This is a genomic window from Paenibacillus sp. FSL H7-0323 (assembly GCF_038002725.1).
GTDB classification, from domain to species: domain Bacteria; phylum Bacillota; class Bacilli; order Paenibacillales; family Paenibacillaceae; genus Paenibacillus_AQ; species Paenibacillus_AQ odorifer.
The window spans coordinates 3,305,893-3,323,530 of sequence record NZ_JBBODB010000001.1 but is presented as its reverse complement, the minus strand read 5'-3'; the positions used below and the strand labels follow the sequence as shown (position 1 = coordinate 3,323,530).

Below are 17,638 nucleotides of genomic sequence, written 5' to 3'. Positions count from 1 at the left end.
CTCCATGAGCTGGATCTATATTATTGCGGTTATTATATTCGCGATCGTGTCCAATGTGAATAAAGCAACTAAAAACAAGCCCAAAGGAGCTCCTCGCGGGGGAATGCCCACTTTTGGGGGCGGAGAGGATTCTCCGCTCCGCCGGGTAAAACGCCCGGATATCGATGGAGGGCGCCAAGCGGAGTCTGGCAGTGGATTTCCTGCTCCTGTTAGCACCTCTTCCCGGCAGTCGAGGTCAGAGGATAACCGGGAGTATGATGCCTCTCCTGCCTTTCCAGAACCCGCGTATATACCAACTCCAGATTATTCTACTGGAGAAGGAATGTCTTTGGAGCATGCCGATGACGGAGTTGAATTACGCACACAAAGAATGCAAGAAGAGGTGCGGCGCCTTCAATCTGCTTTTGACGGGATAGCGGGTGCAGATACCAAAAGATCAAATAAGACTAAAAACACAAACTCACCCTCTGCGGCAGACCAGACACATGGAACAGGGAGTCGTGACGACCTGCGCAATGGTGTAGTCTGGGCAGAGATTCTGGGACCACCGCGTTCTCGTCAGCCGCATTCCACCCGAAGATAATATTTACGGATCATAGTAACAATAAAGCCTCGGTTTCCTATCTTTACGATAGGTTGACGGGGCTTTTTTTTGCTTTTTTCACACTTGAAGGGTCCTCCTTTGTTACTTCTTCTCATAAAAAAAAGCGTTGCCGCATAAGGTGTACAGAAGGCAGGAAGGGGGAACGTCTACTTATGACCCGTATTGGCCGCAGGCTGCGGGGATGGACAAACGGGGTACTGGATCTACCACAGGACTTATTACAGGAAATGCCCCGGATCACCCTGATCGGCAATAAGGAACTGCATATTGAGAATCATCGCGGCGTGCTGCATTTTTCCTCTGGTCAGCTTAAGCTCGCGTTAGCTAAAGGATCGCTTGAAATCACGGGCGAGGGACTTGTCATCCGAAATATTCTAGGCCAGGAATTGGCTGTAGAAGGCGTTATCGGGGAGATCAGATATAACGAAAGCGAGGAGAGATCATGAAGGAGCCACCTCTGTCATCACTGCGGGGGTTCGTTACACTGCATGTGACGGGACCTCAGGTGGAGCGATTTATTAATTTCATTTCTGAAGCAGGAATCATGATTTGGGATGTGAGGCCCGCTGAGGGCGGCGCTTCCCTTAAGCTGCTTCTGGATGATTTTTATGTCCTCCGGCCGATTTTAAAAAAGACAGGCTGTCGTATGCACGTTACCGGTAGAAGCGGACTTCCATTTCTTATGGCGCGGCTGTGGAAAAGGAAATTTTTTGGCATAGGTATTTTAATGTTTGGAATTACACTTTTTATGTTATCTACGATGGTATGGAGTATTAGAGTCGAAGGGAATGAAAAAATTGCTTCTGAGGATATATTGGCTGCCGCTCGCCAGGAGGGTGTGTATCCTTTTCAGTGGATATGGCGTCTGGAGGAGCCGGACAAGCTCTCTAAGGGGCTGCTGGCCCATTTACCGGGTGTTTCTTGGATAGGGCTGCAACGGACGGGGACGAGCATCAAAATTCAGGTTGTAGAGGCTAAACAGCCCGATATCAAACCTTTGCTTAGCCAACGGCATTTAATTAGCCGAACAGATGCGGTGGTAACAGAAATATATGCGGAGCAGGGCAGACCGGTAGTAGCGCGTAATTCGCGTGTGAAAAAAGGGGATATCCTGATTTCCGGTGCTCTTGGAGACGAAGAAAATGTAGAGTATGTGGTAGCCAAGGGTGAGGTTAAGGGGTTGGTTTGGCATGAGTACAATATCGAGGTTCCGCTTGAAACAACAAATAGCACCTACACTGGGGAGCGTAAGGATCGCACCTATCTCGTGTTGGGGAAATGGGCTATTCAGCTGTGGGGTTATGGCAAATCCTCCTTTGAGAATTCAAAGACGCTCACAGAGCATGATCCGCTATCTTGGCGCTCTATTGAGCTGCCGCTGGGCCTGATGACTGAGAAAGAAATGGAGATCAATGAAACAAAGGATACGATAACTCCAGAAGCTGGAGTAGCGAGGGGAATTGAGCGGGCGAAGAATGATATTTTAGCTCGATATGGTGTTGATAGCGTCATCAAAAGTCAAAAAGTTTTGCATGAGAAGAAAGAGAATGGTAAAGTTTATATGAAAGTGATCTTTGAAGTAGAAGAAAAAATTTCCGAAGAACTGCCAATAGTAAACAATTGAGGAGAATGAGGCTACTTGTCAGAACAGACTGCAAGCATTCGTATATCTTTGCAAAATGCGGGAGAAGCGCAATCGCTGTTTGGCCCGCAGGATGGATTCTTAAAAATCATCGAGAGTGAAATTCCCGCCATTATTGATTCGCGTGAAGCAGAGCTAACGATTCGTGGAGCTGAGCGGGAAGTAGACATGCTGGGGCAATTGTTTAATGTGCTACTGTCCCTCATTCGGAGCGGTTACATACTTACTGAACGTGATGTGCAGTACGCTGTGGAACTGGCGAAAGATTTTCGTGCTGATCAATTGCTCGATTTGTTCAAAGGAGAAATTACTACAACTTTTCGCGGAAAGCCTATCCGTGTCAAAACGGTCGGCCAGAAGCATTATGTGACAACGATCAAGAAGCGTGATATTGTATTCGGAATCGGTCCTGCAGGAACGGGGAAGACCTACTTGGCAGTGGTGCTTGCAGTTACGGCACTGAAAGAAGGTTCGGTTAAGCGTATTGTTCTTACGCGTCCCGCAGTAGAAGCAGGAGAGAGTCTAGGATTCCTTCCAGGGGATTTGCAAGAAAAGGTAGATCCATATCTGCGTCCGCTTTATGATGCATTATACGACGTTATGGGGCCCGATCAGGTGGCTAAGGCACTTGAACGGGGATTGATTGAGATTGCTCCGCTGGCTTATATGCGCGGACGTACATTGGATGATTCATTTATCATCTTGGATGAAGCGCAGAATACAACACCTGAGCAAATGAAAATGTTCCTGACTCGACTCGGCTTCGGGTCCAAAATGGTGATTACAGGTGACGTTACCCAGATTGACCTGCCCCGCGGCAAGAAATCCGGTTTGATTGAAGCCAAAGCGATTTTATCCGGCATAGAAGAACTTGGCTTTGTCTACTTCGCGGAACAGGATGTAGTACGGCATTCCCTGGTGCAGAAAATTATCGTTGCCTATGACCGCTCTGCCGAAAACCTCCAATAAAGGGGATTGTCTTCATGGCTTCAAAGCAACCATCTAAATTAAGCGGATTTGTATATACGAACAACGGATGGAAGTATAGCGCAGTGACACGCTATGCTCTTTTCCTGTTACTCGGACTAGTGTTCTACTTCAGCTTGTCGCCAGAATTGCTACCTAAGAAATATGATATTAAAGAGAATACTTACAGTGCAAAGGAAATAACGGCACCGAAACAAATTAAGGACACCAAAGCTACGTTAAAAGCAGCTGAGGAAGCGGCCGAAAGCGTATCTCCCAAGTACAAAATTATCCCGATGAGGGCAGACAACCTAGTGACCTCGCTGCTGGACCGGATAGATCGCCTCAATCAGGATGATCTGATCTCGCAAAGCGATAAGACGGGGATTTATCGTGATGAAATCCCGCAGAGAGCCAGCGATTTCATCTTGAATTTCGTAGCTTCCAATCGGGGCAGCGCTACATATTCAGATCACCTCTTGGATGAAATGCAATCTGTCATCAAAGAGCAGACCTATGTCATTCCGGAAGAGACTTACATTAAGATTCCGCGCCTGACCTCTCAGGACATTATCGAGATGAAGCCTGTCGCCCGAGATATTGTAACTAGGCTGATGAATGATCAGATTACAGATGCGCAGACCGCTCGCGCCAAGGTAGCGGAACAGGTCAGTATTAGTTCTCTAAGCCAGCGTACAGCGCGTGAGGTTGTTCAGGAGCTTGTGCGTCTTGTGATCACAAGTAACAAGTTCTACGATGAGGATGCTACCAAGGAAGCGAAGGTACAAGCCCGGGAGAACACACCTGATGTATTCATTGAGCAAGGGGACACGCTTGTTGCTAAGGGGCAGCTAATTACTCCAGAGCTCTACACTCTTTTGGATGAGAATGGACTACTAAGCAATGAGGTGAATTACTGGCCACAGTTAGGCCTATTGATTCTCTCTGCGATGCTCTCCGTCGGTTTGCTTGCGTTCATTCGTTATTCAGGCGGCACCTCAGGCTTTAAGTACAACAATTCTCAGCTATTGATGCTGGTGCTTGTATTTGTTATAACTATTATCTCTATGCGGCTGGCCGCTGTTTTGCAGACCGATGTCCGATCTTATATCGGATTCCTGGCACCGGTGGCGATTGGCGCAATGTTAATTGCAATGCTTCTGGACATGCCTTTGGCCTATTTCTGCTCCATTCTATTCAGTGTACTGGCGAGTGTTATTTTGAATGTGCAGCAGAACTCAATCTTTGATTTTAACTTTGGTTTCTTTGCTATCGTGGTTTCGTACGTGGCTATCTTTGCGACTCACCGTGCGGGTCAACGCTCCACGCTCCTTAAAGGCGGGATTATGGTATCGCTTTTTGGCTGTCTGACAGTCTTTATGCAGATACTGTTAGGTGGAGGAGCATGGAAAGAGGTAGGTACCTTGTATTCGGTTGGTTTTGCTTTTGCAGGGGGACTATTGACGGCTGTACTTGTGATTGGGCTAATGCCTTTTTTCGAGGCAACCTTTGGTATTCTATCGGCATTGAAGCTGGTAGAATTGTCTAATCCAAACCACCCGCTGCTGCGCAAACTGCTTACCGAAACGCCGGGAACCTATCACCATAGTGTAATGGTAGGTAACCTGTCAGAAGCTGCCGCGGAAGCGATTGGAGCAGATGGGCTATTGTGCCGGGTTGGATCGTATTATCATGATATTGGCAAAACAAAACGTCCGTTTTATTTTATCGAGAATCAAAATAATATGGAAAATCCACATGACTCTATTGAACCGAAGCTTAGTAAATCTATCATCGTTGCCCACGCCCGTGACGGGGTGGAAATGCAACGAGAATATAAGCTGCCAAAACCAATCCGTGATATTGCGGAGCAGCATCATGGAACAACGTTCCTGCATTATTTTTACCATAAGGCACTGAAGCTGGCGGAAGAAAAAGGTGTCGATCCTGATTTTACCGAGGAAGATTTCCGTTATCCTGGACCGAAAGCCCAGTCGAAGGAAGCGGCCGTTGTGGGAATTGCCGACAGTGTCGAGGCTGCAGTGAGATCATTGCGTAAGCCAACTGTTCTGCAGGTGGAAACGATGATTGAGAAGATTATTAAAAGTCGACTGGATGATCATCAGTTTGACGAATGTGATTTGACGATTAAAGAATTGGATATTATTGCACGGACTCTGAAGGAGACGGTTATGGGAATTTTCCACTCACGGATCGAATATCCAGAAGATGTGCGAAAGCCGAAAAAAGAGGAAGGGGCACCTAACCCATGAGTTTGGAGATCGTTTGGGATAACGAGCAGGAAGAATACGAGATAAAGGACGATCTCATTACGCTGCTGGAGAGCATTTTGCAAAAAGCAGGTGAAGCGGAAGGGATCGATCGGGGCGAGGTAGCTCTTACTTTTGTCGATAACGTTCGTATACATGAGTTGAATTTGGAATATCGGGGCATTGACCGTCCGACGGACGTGCTTTCTTTTGCTATGAATGAAAGCGGAGAGGACGAGCTGGACATTATATACGAGGTAGAGGAAGGCGAGGCGCTGGAAGATGTTCCAGACGTACTTGGGGATATAATCATTTCCGTAACTCGTGCGCAGGAGCAGGCGCTGGAATATGGCCATTCACTGGAACGAGAGCTTGGTTTTCTTTTCGTTCACGGATTTCTGCATTTGTTAGGATATGATCATCAAGATGAAGCTTCAGAAGCAGAGATGATGTCCAAGCAAGAAAAAGTACTATCTCAGGTTGGGTTGACGCGCTAATGGTGAAGAACACGGCGGTAGGGCACAAGAAGTTCTGGCACTCTTTTCGGTTTGCATCGCAAGGCTTAGTGTCGGCATTCAAATCCGAGCTTAACATGAAGGTGCATTGCTGTTTAGCGGTGGTTGTGCTAATAGCCGCTGCCGTGTTCAGACTTCCGCTGGCCAGTTGGATGTTGCTGCTGTTCTCGATCACGCTTGTCCTAACTGCCGAATTGCTCAATACGGCGATTGAAGCGACGGTTGATCTGATCTCGCCAGAGATTCATCCACTGGCTAAGAGAGCAAAAGATACCGCCGCAGGAGCTGTGCTTCTCACGGCGGTGTTTGCTGTCTTAGTTGGGATCTATGTTTTTTATCACCCTGTGATGGACTGGATTAGCGGACTTATGTCATAATCAGGATACAAAATCAATTCAGGGGAGAGGCGGACCCGCGTTTTGCGATTCCGCCTCTTTCGTTACTGAATAATTTGAAGTGAGTTATGCACCCGAATATATCTCATGAAGTACGCTGATAAAATTTAGTGCACGCTGAGAAAATAACGATAAACGAAACTAATTAGATGTTTACGAAGTAAGTTTTGTGCGAAGAAAAATCAATGAAGTCAATACTCACAAAACTTTAGGAGGTCAAAATATGGATTCTACTCTTCTTATGCAAGAGGCGATTAAAGCACGAGCAAAAGCTTACATTCCATATTCCCGATTCGGAGTGGGAGCTGCCCTTCTTGATCAGGATGGTCATATTCACCACGGCTGTAATGTGGAAAATGCTGCTTTTGGGCCAACCAACTGTGCGGAACGGACAGCACTATTCCGTGCGATTGCGGATGGACACGCTGTTGGTTCTTTTAAAGCAATTGCCGTAGTAGCTGACTCTGACGGCCCCGTTTCACCTTGCGGTGTGTGCCGGCAAGTAATGATTGAGTTGTGTTCGCCGGATATGAAGGTTATTCTTGGGAACATGAAGGGTGATATCGTTGAGACTACGGTGGGAGAATTGCTTCCAGGCGCTTTTGGTCCCGTAGATCTGAAGCAAGGACAAGCTCCAGAATAAAATGAGATTTTGATTTAATGCCTGTGCCTGTTTAAGGGCAAATCAGGCATAGTTAGACGAAGGTTGCTACTTTAATTGCACAATGTACAGTTAAATTGCTACTCTTTCGCGACAAAAATGAATTTAGTTGCAGATAGTACAATTAAATTTATGATAAAGCCCATATTTGGCTCTTAAGACAGGATTTAATTGCACAAAATACAACTAAAACACCAAAAACATAAACTCAACCTAAAATTAGTTGTACAAAGTACAATTAAAAGTGTTCTAGTTCTACCAAGTTAGGCTAAACTGGTGCAAACTATGTGTTTTTAGAGTAACATTACGAGGTAAGCGCCACGGCAAAAGCCGTCAGCGATTCTAATTACGTAAGGTTACTTGTAACACAGCCTAAAGCCAATCATCTCAGTAATCTTTATTCATGGTGAGGGCAATGCGAACCGTATGAATAAGCGACAGTGAAGCGTGTCCCCGATAGGGGAGGAAAGCGCTCATGCACCATAGTCCCTCTAATCCAGCCTAACGTTGCAGTTACGCCCATTTCCGGGTGTCCAGAGGGCCGGGGCCCTTGGGGTCCCCCTTGGCTAAGGGGGATTTAGGGGGATCGAAAAAGATCTTAAAAGATTTTCAAACGCAAATTTAGAAGGTAAGTATGGAGGGAAGATAATATGAAATTCAAATCAGGCTTTGTCGCAATTATCGGCAGACCAAACGTAGGTAAATCAACACTCATGAACCAGGTCATTGGCCAGAAGATTGCCATTATGTCGGATAAGCCACAGACAACCAGAAACAAAATCCATGGTGTTTACACAACAAACACTTCACAAATCGTATTCCTGGATACACCGGGGATTCATAAAAGACAGTCCAAGCTAGGCGACTACATGAACCAGACTGCAATGAGTACACTGGGTGAAGTAGAAGCAGTGTTATTCCTTGTGGATGCGTCAGAGGGCTTGGGCGGTGGAGACCGTTACATTGCCGAGCAATTAAATGGTCTGAAGACACCGGTGATTCTAGTGCTCAACAAGATCGATAAAATAGAGCCGGAAGCTCTGCTCCCGCTTATGGCTCAATATAACAAGCTGCATGATTTTGCCGAAATTATTCCGATTTCTGCGAAGATGGGCAGCAATGTTAACACGCTGTTAGAGCAGGTTGCCAAGTACTTGCCGGAAGGCCCTCAGTATTATCCGGAAGATCAAATCACGGATCACCCCGAGCAATTTGTCTGCGCGGAATTAATCCGGGAGAAAATTCTGCATTTGACTCGTGAAGAAGTGCCGCACTCTATTGCTGTAGCCATCGAAGATATGAAGGTTGAGCCTAATGGAGTAGTGCATGTTTCAGCTGTTATTTTTGTTGAGCGTGATTCGCAAAAGGGAATTATTATCGGCAAGCAAGGGGCAATGCTGAAAGAGGTCGGCAGACGGGCTCGGACAGATATTGAGAACCTGCTGGGTTCGAAGATTTTTCTGGAGCTATGGGTAAAAGTGAAAAAAGATTGGCGCAATCAGGACCGCGTTCTGCGGGATTTGGGCTTCCATAAAGATCTTTAAGTTAATTCCGTTATTCCTCGTTTGGTAGGAATTGCAAGGATAGAACCTGCTCCATCGCACCATCCTAATTCTTGATAAGAGACATCGTCTTTCCCAAGAAAGGATGAATACGAATGCGAAACTTTTCGTGGAAGTATTTTGCAATGACAGGAGACGTCGATGCTTACCTGCTGTATAAGGAAGCTGGCCATCCGCTTGAAGATAGTGGATTACAGCTAGTGGAGGAAGAGAAGGCCTGTGATGAAGAAGCGCAATAAGGACTGGTTGCTTGCCGAATGGTTGGGGGAAGAGGCATGCTACACAGGGTGGAAGGGATCGTCATCCGCAGCATGGACTACGGCGAGGGGAACGCAATTATTACGCTTTGCACCGAGAACGCGGGAAAAGTAGGGGTTCTGGTGCGTGGCGCAAAGAAGGTCAAAAGCCGCCATGCTGCATTGATCCAACTGTTCACCGTTGGGGAATTTGTTTTTTTTAGAAATAATGGAGGACTTGGGACACTGAATTCTGGCGAAATTACGAAGTCGCACCATCCGCTGCGTGAGGATTTGATCAAAGCTGCTTATGCGTCTTATGCGTGTGAACTGCTTGATCGTGTTCTGCATGATGAGGAAACGGGAAGCTTCTGGTTTCGCCAGCTTACGGCCTGTCTTAATGCACTTGAAGAGGACAAGGAACCCGGCGTTATCATAAATGTCTTTGAAATGAAAATCTTACAGGCAGCCGGTTATGGTCCTGAATTCGATTCTTGTGTAATTTGTGGTGCCGAGAAGCCGGATGATCAACTGCTGGTCAGCCCTCGCCTTGGTGGAGCACTGTGCCGCAGTTGTAAACATAATGACCCTCCAGCCATGGAGGTCTCTGCTCGTGCGTTGAAGCTGCTGCGATTATTCGCCAGACTTGACCTGACTAGACTAGGCAATGTGGATGTAAAGGAAAGCAGCCGGGATGAGCTGAAAAAAATTATGCGGGCCTTTATGGATGTGCAACTCGGATTAAAGCTGAAGTCACAAAGTTTCCTAGACCAGCTCGACAAGTACAAGATTTGACGAAAGCTGATTTTTCCGTTACTATAGGATCAGTTTATTATATGATCGTCGTTATGCTCCAATTGGGGAGAGGCGTGCATTGATCGGGAAAGTAGTGGACTGTATTGTCGTTATTCAGCGAGCTGGGGGCAGTGGAAGCCTAGCGGGACAACGTTCATGAACATGGCACCCGGGAGTACGAATGCGGCGAATGAAAGTGGATTTCGTTCTTGTCTTGGCAGCAAACTTGCTCATACAAGGTATGAAATCAAGTAGGGTGGAACCGCGGGAGAATAAGTTAAGCTCTCGTCCCTATGTCTGTTAATCAGGCATGGGGGCGGGGGCTTTTTGTTGCTGTCAGGAGCTAAAAGTGCCGCCTCCATGGTAGAAAGTTTTAGGCAAGCTGTTGTAAAAAACTTGTAAAGCGAAGGAGACGGTATTATGAACTTCCAGCAGATGATTTTGACACTGCAGCAGTTCTGGGCTGAACAGAACTGTATCATCGTACAGCCTTATGACACAGAAAAAGGCGCTGGCACGATGAACCCTATGACTTTTTTACGCTCGCTAGGTCCTGAGCCTTGGAGAGTGGCTTACGTAGAGCCTTCACGTCGTCCCTCCGATGGTCGTTATGGAGAGAACCCGAACCGTCTGTATCAGCATCACCAATTCCAAGTAATCATCAAACCCTCACCAGATAACATTCAAGAGATCTATTTGGATAGCTTGAAAGCACTCGGTATTGATCCGCTCTTGCATGACATCCGTTTTGTAGAGGATAACTGGGAGAATCCGTCACTGGGCTGTGCGGGTCTGGGATGGGAAGTATGGCTGGACGGTATGGAGATCACTCAATTTACTTACTTCCAGCAGGTAGGTGGCATCGAAGCTAACCCTGTTGCTGTAGAAATCACTTACGGTATGGAGCGCTTAGCCTCTTACATTCAGGATAAAGAAAATGTGTTTGATCTTGAATGGGTAAGCGGTATGACTTATGGTGATGTTTTTCATCAGCCGGAGTTCGAGCATTCTACCTACACTTTTGAAGTATCGGATGTAAAAATGTTATTCTCGCTGTTCAACATGTATGAAGAGGAAGCACGTAGAGCGATGGAGAAACATCTTGTGTTTCCAGCCTACGATTATGTGTTGAAATGCTCACATAGCTTTAATCTACTCGATGCGCGTGGGGCAATTAGTGTAACTGAACGGACTGGATTTATTACCCGAGTGCGTAATCTTGCCCGCTCCGTAGCGGCAACATATCTTGAGGAACGCGAGAAGCTTGGCTTCCCGCTGCTGAAGAAAGAAGGTGCTGACCGTGTCTAAAGATATCCTGTTTGAGATCGGTCTGGAGGAAATTCCTGCACGTTTTATCCGTGCTGCGATGGAACAGCTGCAAGATAGAATGTCCAATTGGTTGGATTCTGCACGTATAAACCATGCTGGAGTTACTGCATATGCTACGCCACGTCGTCTCGCTGTATTTGTTAAGGACGCGGCTGAGAAGCAAGAGGATATTAGCGAAGAGGTCAAAGGACCTTCACGCAAAATCGCGCTGGATGCTAACGGCGACTGGAGTAAAGCTGCGCTAGGATTTGCCCGCAGTCAAGGTGTATCTCCAGAGCAATTTACATTTAAAGAGCTAGCTGGCGTGGAATATATTTATGCCACAAAAAATAGTGCGGGTGTAGAGACTGCTTCTTTGCTCACAGAAGGACTTCTGGGTATTGTAAATGCAATGACTTTCCCGAAGAACATGCGCTGGGGAGCTTACGATTTTAAATTCGTTCGTCCGATTCGCTGGATGGTTGCTCTTTTTGGTAAAGAGATCATTGATTTGGAAATTACGGATGTAAAAGCGGGTAATGTGAGCCGTGGACATCGTTTTTTGGGTACAGAGACTGTAATCTCGGAGCCTGCGCAATATGTGGAGAGCATGCGTGCGCAGCATGTACTTGTGGATGTGAAGGAACGGGAAACGCTTATCCTAGATCAAATTAACAAATTGGCTGAAGAGAAAAGCTGGACGATTGCGATTAAAGAAGATCTTTTGGAAGAAGTACTGTTCTTGGTAGAAACACCAACCGTGCTCTTTGGAACCTTTGATCCATCTTTCTTAGAGATTCCTCAAGATGTGCTGATTACCTCGATGCGTGAGCATCAGCGTTATTTCCCTGTTTTTGATGCAGCTGGTAAGCTACTGCCATTCTTTGTAACTGTACGTAACGGGAATGCAGAATCCTTGGATGTTATCGCTAAGGGAAATGAAAAAGTGCTTCGTGCTCGTCTATCAGATGCCAAATTCTTCTATCAAGAAGATCAAAAGATGAAGATTGACGATGCGTTAGCCAAGCTTGAGAACATTGTTTACCATGAAGATTTGGGCAGCGTAGGGGATAAGGTGCGCCGTATTCGCCAAATCTCTGATCGTCTGGCTGTGAAGCTTGGACTGTCAGCTTCTGCTGTGTCCGAAGTAAGTCGCACTGCGGATATTTGTAAATTCGACCTTGTAACACAAATGGTTTATGAATTTCCTGAGCTGCAAGGAACAATGGGTGAAGATTATGCACGTAAAGCAGGCGAGCCTGAAACTGTGGCAAAAGCGATCTTCGAGCATTATCAGCCACGATTTGCAGGAGATGCTGTACCTTCAACAGAAGCAGGTTCAGTTGTCAGCATAGCGGACAAAATCGATACGATTGTTGGCTGCTTCTCCATCGGCATCATCCCGACAGGATCTCAGGATCCATATGCCCTGCGCCGTCAGGCTGCAGGTATTGTCCAAATTGTGCTTGAGCATAAATTGCCAATTACGCTGCGCGAAATTTTTGAAGCGGCGATTGAAATTCATGAAAATTCAGGAAATACGAAACATTCTGGAGATGAACTACGTATAAACCTGTACGAGTTCTTCGGTCTGCGTGTAAAACGTCTTTTATCTGACAATGTACGCTATGATGTTGTGGACGCTGTTACAGCGGCTGGTTTTGACGACGTGGTAGATGTTGTGGGCAGAAGCCGTGCTCTTATGGCTGCTGTGTCCGACCAAGCAGATTTCAAGATTACCGTAGATTCGCTTACTCGTGTCAGTAATTTGGCAAGTAAAGCAACCAGTGAAGTGATTGATCCTGCTTTACTTAAAGAAGATGCTGAATTGCAGCTTTTTAATACATGGCAGGAGCTTCACACACCTTACCTTGAAGCTATGGCGGCAAAAAATGCCGAAGAAGCACTTCGGATTCTTTCGGGTCTAAAAGACGCCGTTACAACATTTTTTGATTCCGTTATGGTTATGGCGGAGGACGAGCAAGTGCGTGCTAACCGTTTGGCTCTGCTTGCGGGTATTGATGCTGACTCCAAGTCGTTCGCTGATTTTGCGAAGCTTGTCTGGTAATTTTAATCAAGAAAATTTGAATCTTATGGTATAGAATGTTGGTTTGGGGTATAAATATACGGAACGGTGCCAATGCGTCATTTGACATCCGTTCCGTATTTATGCTTAGAAAGAAGGATTTCTTGCGGAGAGGGCGTATATATATTACACGGGAAATTGGTGATGATCATGGAGAAGTCCCAGTCTAGAACGATAGTGGTGGATGGGGATGCTTGTCCGGTCAAAAAAGAGATCGCTGAGGTAGGTCGCACCTTTGGTGTTCCGGTACTTATGGTATCTTCTTATGACCATGCACTGAAAGCTGAAGAGGGTGTAACGGTTGTGCAGGTGGATCGAGGAGATCAGAGTGCCGATCTATATATTGCCAATCATATTACTGCTGGAGATGTGGTATTGACTCAAGATTATGGTCTTGCGGCACTTGCATTAGGTAAAAGGTGCAGTGTGCTTTCATTTCGTGGTCAGGAATACGACAATTTCAAGATGGATTTTATGTTGGAGGGTAGACATGCCAGGGCTGTGGAACGAAGACGGGGACATTATTCCAAGGGTCCAAAACCCATAACGGCAGAAGAAAAAACTTATTTTCAACATAAACTGACAAAACTTTTAATACTTTTGCAGGAGAATGTGGAGCAATAGCGAATTATATTTATTTGTTAAGAGATGAAGGTGGTTGAAGTGGCTAGCGGACACGGCAATATTCCGGAAGAGGTTATCGAAAGCGTGCTTGCGCGTCATGATATAGTCGATACAGTCGGTAAGGTTGTTCATTTGTCCAAGCAGGGGAAATATTTATGGGGCCTCTGCCCGTTCCATTCGGAGAAAACCCCTTCCTTTACTGTTACCCCCGACCGGGGAGTATTTCATTGCTTTGGCTGCGGTATGGGTGGAAATGCCATCAAATTTAGGATGGAAATCGAAGGATTAACCTTCCCCGAAGCTGTCAGAATAATGGCTGAAGAAAGTGATATTCCCGTTCCAGAAGGTAAGGGAGGTATGATGTCTCCTCCTGATCCGGAACGCGACCGGTTGATTCAAGCTTATGAATGGTCGGCAAAGTTCTATCATTACTTGCTGAAGAACACGGAACACGGCAAAGCCGCTATGGACTATTTAAGAGGCCGGAACTTCAGTGATAAAATGATTGATCAGTTTCAGATCGGATATGCTCCGGACCGCTGGGATACTTTGCTGCAGTTTTTGGAGAAACGAAATTTTGATCTTGCGGAAATGGAGAAAGGCGGACTTCTGTCAGCCCGCGGTGAGGGCAAAGGCTATTTGGATCGTTTCCGTGGCCGGATTATCTTTCCGATTGCCAACCGTACAGGCAAGGTAATCGCATTCGCCGGAAGAATACTTGGAGAGGGTCAACCTAAGTATTTAAATTCTCCGGAGAGTAGGTTGTTTAACAAAAGCCGGATATTGTACAATTTGCACCAGTCCAAAGCATCCATTCGCAAAACTCGACAAATCGTCCTGTTTGAAGGATACGGAGATGTCATCTCATCCTGGGAAGCGGGTGTGCATAACGGCGTAGCAACGATGGGAACGTCCTTGACGGAGGGTCATGTGGCACTGATGAAAAGCCTGGCTGATGAAATTATACTGTCTTACGACGGTGACCGGGCGGGACAAGCAGCAGCCATGAAGGCCATTCCGATGCTTGAAGGCAGCGGCCTGCGTGTAAAGATCGCCTTACTGCCAAGCGGGGTGGATCCGGATGAATTTATCTCCAAGCATGGAGGAGAAAGATTTAAAGATCAGGTTATTGATTCAGCAGTTTCATCCATAAAATTTAAGCTTATATATCTGAAAAAAAACCATATACTCCTAGAGGAAGATGGCAAAATCGCCTATGTCAAGGAAGCCTTAGAAGTTATTGCTTCACTGCATTCCTCAACAGAGCGAGAGGTTTATCTGAAGGAAATCGCTGCTGAACTCGAACTTTCCTATGATAGTTTGAAGCAGGATTGTAATTTACTTAGGGCATCGATGCAAAAAAACATCCCTGAAGGGGATAATAACGACAAAAGGTGGAATAATGGTAGGCATAAAAAAGGGCAGGTGCAGACACCGACCTTACTACCCGCTTATCATGTCGCGGAACGGCGTCTATTGTCCTTTATGATTCAGGACCCGGAAGCCGCCACGTATGTAGGCGAACGCCTCGGAGAAGATTTCAACATCGTTGATCATGCGGCAATTGCTGCTTATCTATATGCCTATTACGCGCAAGGCAAACCACCCGGCATTAGTCGGTTTCTATCATCACTTCAGGATGATCGTCTGGAGAAAACTGCGACATCAATATCCATGATGGATACCCCTCCGGACTGGAATATGCAGGTTCTAGATGATTGTATTCGTGAAGTGCGGAAATACCCACTGCAACGCAAAATGGAACAGAAGCGTGAAGAGATGATTCAGGCTGAAAAGTCAGGTGACTTTTTGCGTGCGGCACAAATAGCAAGTGAGATTATAGCCCTAGAGAGACAATGACATGTTGACAGGATGTACCTAGGGAGGAGGGAGTCGAATTATGGCGAACGATCAGCATACTGAATTGGAAGCAGAATTTACTTTGGATCAGGTGAAGGATCAGCTCATTGAGCAAGGTAAGAAAAGATCATCATTAAATTACAAAGATATTATGGAGAAATTATCGCCGTTTGATCAAGACCCCGAGCAAATGGAGGAGTTCTACGAGCAACTCAGTGATTTGGGAATTGAGGTTGTAAACGAGAACGATGAAGAGGTTAACAGCCTCCGACCAAGTGAGGATAATGAGGATAAAGACAGCGATGATTTCAGCTTTGATGACGATCTGTCGCTGCCACCAGGGATCAAGATTAATGACCCTGTCCGTATGTATCTAAAAGAAATCGGACGCGTTCCTTTGTTGTCGGCTGACGATGAAGTTGAGCTTGCTATGCGGATTAAGAATGGCGATGAAGAAGCTAAACGCCGTCTTGCAGAAGCGAACCTGCGTCTCGTAGTAAGTATCGCGAAACGTTATGTCGGACGCGGTATGCTGTTCCTGGATCTGATTCAGGAAGGTAATATGGGTCTGATCAAAGCAGTAGAGAAATTTGACCATAACAAGGGATTCAAATTTAGTACGTATGCGACTTGGTGGATTCGCCAGGCCATCACTCGTGCGATTGCGGATCAGGCGCGTACCATACGTATTCCTGTACACATGGTGGAAACGATCAACAAGCTGATTCGGGTTTCTCGCCAATTGCTGCAAGAACTGGGACGCGAACCTTCCCCAGAGGAAATTGCGGCTGAGATGGAACTGACGGTGGAGAAAGTTAGAGAGATCATGAAGATTGCCCAAGAACCTGTATCCTTGGAAACACCAATAGGTGAAGAAGATGACTCTCATCTAGGAGACTTCATTGAGGATCAGGAAGCATTGGCTCCTGCGGATGCAGCGGCTTATGAACTCCTGAAGGAACAGCTGGAGGATGTGCTGGACACGCTCACGGAGCGTGAAGAGAATGTACTTCGTCTGCGTTTTGGCCTTGATGATGGACGGACAAGAACGCTTGAAGAAGTCGGCAAGGTGTTTGGTGTTACCCGGGAACGGATCCGCCAGATCGAAGCCAAGGCATTGCGCAAACTTCGTCACCCTAGCCGCAGTAAACGGCTTAAGGATTTCCTTGAATAGTATTTCATGAACTGGACCTTCTGCTGCTCAGTGGCAGGAGGTTCTTTTATTTGAATTTACGCTGGTAAAAAATGTGTTGACCTTGTGTATCTGGAAAGAAGGATGAGCCAGTGAATTTGGAAAAACGCGACATCATTATAAAAGAGATTCAGTATTGGAGAAAAAGCCGGTTGCTGCCAGAGCAGTATTGCGATTTCTTAACCAATCTGTATGACGATGAGGATGCGAATAAGGATAACAATCCAATATCGCTGAGAAATTTACAGCAGGGAAGCATCAAAATTTGGCTGTTTTCTTTTGGAATTATTTCCTTGATTTTCTTGATTAGTCTTTATTTTAGCGTTTTTCCCTGGCCTTTGCAACTTGCAACCGCACTATCTGTATTAATTATTTGTTATGGATACTCCGCCGTTTATAAGGACCGGAACAATGTTATCAGTCTTATCCTAGCGGGGCTGGGCAGTGTTTTAACGCTTGGTTTTGGGCTATGGCTGATTGATTTGCATGATCTGGATCCTCAGCTCTGGAGGCCTATTCTAATTGGGTGCTGCGGCTTGTTATGGTGTATTTTGGGATTTTTACTCCGGATAGGTTTGTTGCAGTACTGTGGTTTTGCTTTTTGGGCATTACTGTATGCAGGGTTCTTCGGTGGAAGAAGCCCGGAGGCCTCTATATTTGAACTGGAGTTCCTATGGCTGCCATTGTGTGTGCTGATGGTATGGTTAAGCTGGCTTTTGCATCATAAGGTAAGAGGTGTTGCCAGTGTTTATTTTGCAGTGGGAGTATCGCTTTGGATCATGCCAGAGCTTGACGCTCTTTTATTAAGACAGGATTATCCGCAGTGGATTTCATTGATGCTGATCCTAAAGATTGCAGCAGGGTTAGCTTTGTTGTTTGGGTTTCGAAAAAAATGGATAACGTGGGTGGCAACATGAACAAT

17 protein-coding genes are annotated in these 17,638 nt (G+C 46.1%); all 17 read left to right on the top strand.

What is annotated here, in order from left to right:
- The first annotated feature begins 4 nt into the window (after nucleotides 1-4).
- The 17 genes from MHH89_RS15250 to MHH89_RS15170 all read left to right on the top strand — a co-directional run bounded on the left by MHH89_RS15250 (nucleotide 5) and on the right by MHH89_RS15170 (nucleotide 17,633).
- A complete protein-coding gene (locus MHH89_RS15250; RefSeq protein WP_076128994.1) occupies nucleotides 5-583 on the top strand; it encodes a hypothetical protein in 579 nt (192 codons plus the stop codon).
- A 173-nt stretch (nucleotides 584-756) separates the two neighbouring features.
- Nucleotides 757-1,050, top strand: coding sequence for a sporulation protein YqfC (gene yqfC, locus MHH89_RS15245; RefSeq protein ID WP_036683844.1), 294 nt, complete (start codon nucleotides 757-759; stop codon nucleotides 1,048-1,050).
- The gene (gene yqfD, locus MHH89_RS15240) at nucleotides 1,047-2,228 is read left to right on the top strand and encodes a sporulation protein YqfD (RefSeq protein WP_076128997.1); all 1,182 of its coding nucleotides are present in this window, start codon (nucleotides 1,047-1,049) and stop codon (nucleotides 2,226-2,228) included. Before yqfC ends, yqfD begins: the two co-directional genes overlap by 4 nt.
- A gap of 15 nt (nucleotides 2,229-2,243) precedes the next feature.
- Nucleotides 2,244-3,215 (top strand): PhoH family protein, encoded by a 972-nt coding sequence (locus MHH89_RS15235; RefSeq protein ID WP_036683834.1) that lies wholly within the window; start codon nucleotides 2,244-2,246, stop codon nucleotides 3,213-3,215.
- A 14-nt stretch (nucleotides 3,216-3,229) separates the two neighbouring features.
- Entirely contained in the window at nucleotides 3,230-5,485 is a 2,256-nt protein-coding gene (locus tag MHH89_RS15230) for an HD family phosphohydrolase (RefSeq protein WP_076128999.1), read from the top strand.
- On the top strand, nucleotides 5,482-5,979 hold the full coding sequence (gene ybeY / locus MHH89_RS15225; protein WP_076129001.1) for an rRNA maturation RNase YbeY: 498 nt from the start codon (nucleotides 5,482-5,484) through the stop codon (nucleotides 5,977-5,979). The genes MHH89_RS15230 and ybeY overlap by 4 nt, the downstream gene beginning before the upstream one ends.
- Nucleotides 5,979-6,374, top strand: coding sequence for a diacylglycerol kinase family protein (locus MHH89_RS15220; protein WP_076129003.1), 396 nt, complete (start codon nucleotides 5,979-5,981; stop codon nucleotides 6,372-6,374). The genes ybeY and MHH89_RS15220 overlap by 1 nt, the downstream gene beginning before the upstream one ends.
- Nucleotides 6,375-6,615: 241 nt before the next feature.
- On the top strand, nucleotides 6,616-7,035 hold the full coding sequence (locus MHH89_RS15215; RefSeq protein ID WP_076129005.1) for a cytidine deaminase: 420 nt from the start codon (nucleotides 6,616-6,618) through the stop codon (nucleotides 7,033-7,035).
- Nucleotides 7,036-7,703: 668 nt separating this feature from the next.
- On the top strand, nucleotides 7,704-8,597 hold the full coding sequence (gene era, locus MHH89_RS15210; protein WP_036683823.1) for a GTPase Era: 894 nt from the start codon (nucleotides 7,704-7,706) through the stop codon (nucleotides 8,595-8,597).
- Nucleotides 8,598-8,710: 113 nt separating this feature from the next.
- Nucleotides 8,711-8,854: a YqzL family protein gene (locus MHH89_RS15205; RefSeq protein ID WP_076098533.1), complete on the top strand. Its 144-nt coding sequence runs from the start codon at nucleotides 8,711-8,713 to the stop codon at nucleotides 8,852-8,854.
- A gap of 36 nt (nucleotides 8,855-8,890) precedes the next feature.
- Entirely contained in the window at nucleotides 8,891-9,646 is a 756-nt protein-coding gene (gene recO, locus MHH89_RS15200) for a DNA repair protein RecO (protein WP_036683821.1), read from the top strand.
- Nucleotides 9,647-10,066: 420 nt separating this feature from the next.
- Complete coding sequence (glyQ, locus tag MHH89_RS15195; RefSeq protein WP_036683820.1) at nucleotides 10,067-10,954, top strand: glycine--tRNA ligase subunit alpha; 888 nt, start codon at nucleotides 10,067-10,069, stop codon at nucleotides 10,952-10,954.
- Nucleotides 10,947-13,022 (top strand): glycine--tRNA ligase subunit beta, encoded by a 2,076-nt coding sequence (gene glyS, locus MHH89_RS15190; RefSeq protein WP_341087493.1) that lies wholly within the window; start codon nucleotides 10,947-10,949, stop codon nucleotides 13,020-13,022. Before glyQ ends, glyS begins: the two co-directional genes overlap by 8 nt.
- Before the next feature lie 162 nt (nucleotides 13,023-13,184).
- Nucleotides 13,185-13,664 (top strand): YaiI/YqxD family protein, encoded by a 480-nt coding sequence (locus MHH89_RS15185; protein ID WP_076103766.1) that lies wholly within the window; start codon nucleotides 13,185-13,187, stop codon nucleotides 13,662-13,664.
- Nucleotides 13,665-13,703: 39 nt separating this feature from the next.
- Nucleotides 13,704-15,524, top strand: coding sequence for a DNA primase (dnaG, locus tag MHH89_RS15180; RefSeq protein ID WP_036683805.1), 1,821 nt, complete (start codon nucleotides 13,704-13,706; stop codon nucleotides 15,522-15,524).
- A 40-nt stretch (nucleotides 15,525-15,564) separates the two neighbouring features.
- On the top strand, nucleotides 15,565-16,698 hold the full coding sequence (gene rpoD, locus MHH89_RS15175; protein WP_036683799.1) for an RNA polymerase sigma factor RpoD: 1,134 nt from the start codon (nucleotides 15,565-15,567) through the stop codon (nucleotides 16,696-16,698).
- Nucleotides 16,699-16,808: 110 nt separating this feature from the next.
- Nucleotides 16,809-17,633 carry a hypothetical protein gene (locus MHH89_RS15170; RefSeq protein ID WP_036683797.1) on the top strand — a complete coding sequence of 275 codons (825 nt, stop codon included), beginning with the start codon at nucleotides 16,809-16,811 and terminating at the stop codon, nucleotides 17,631-17,633.
- Nucleotides 17,634-17,638: the final 5 nt, after the last annotated feature.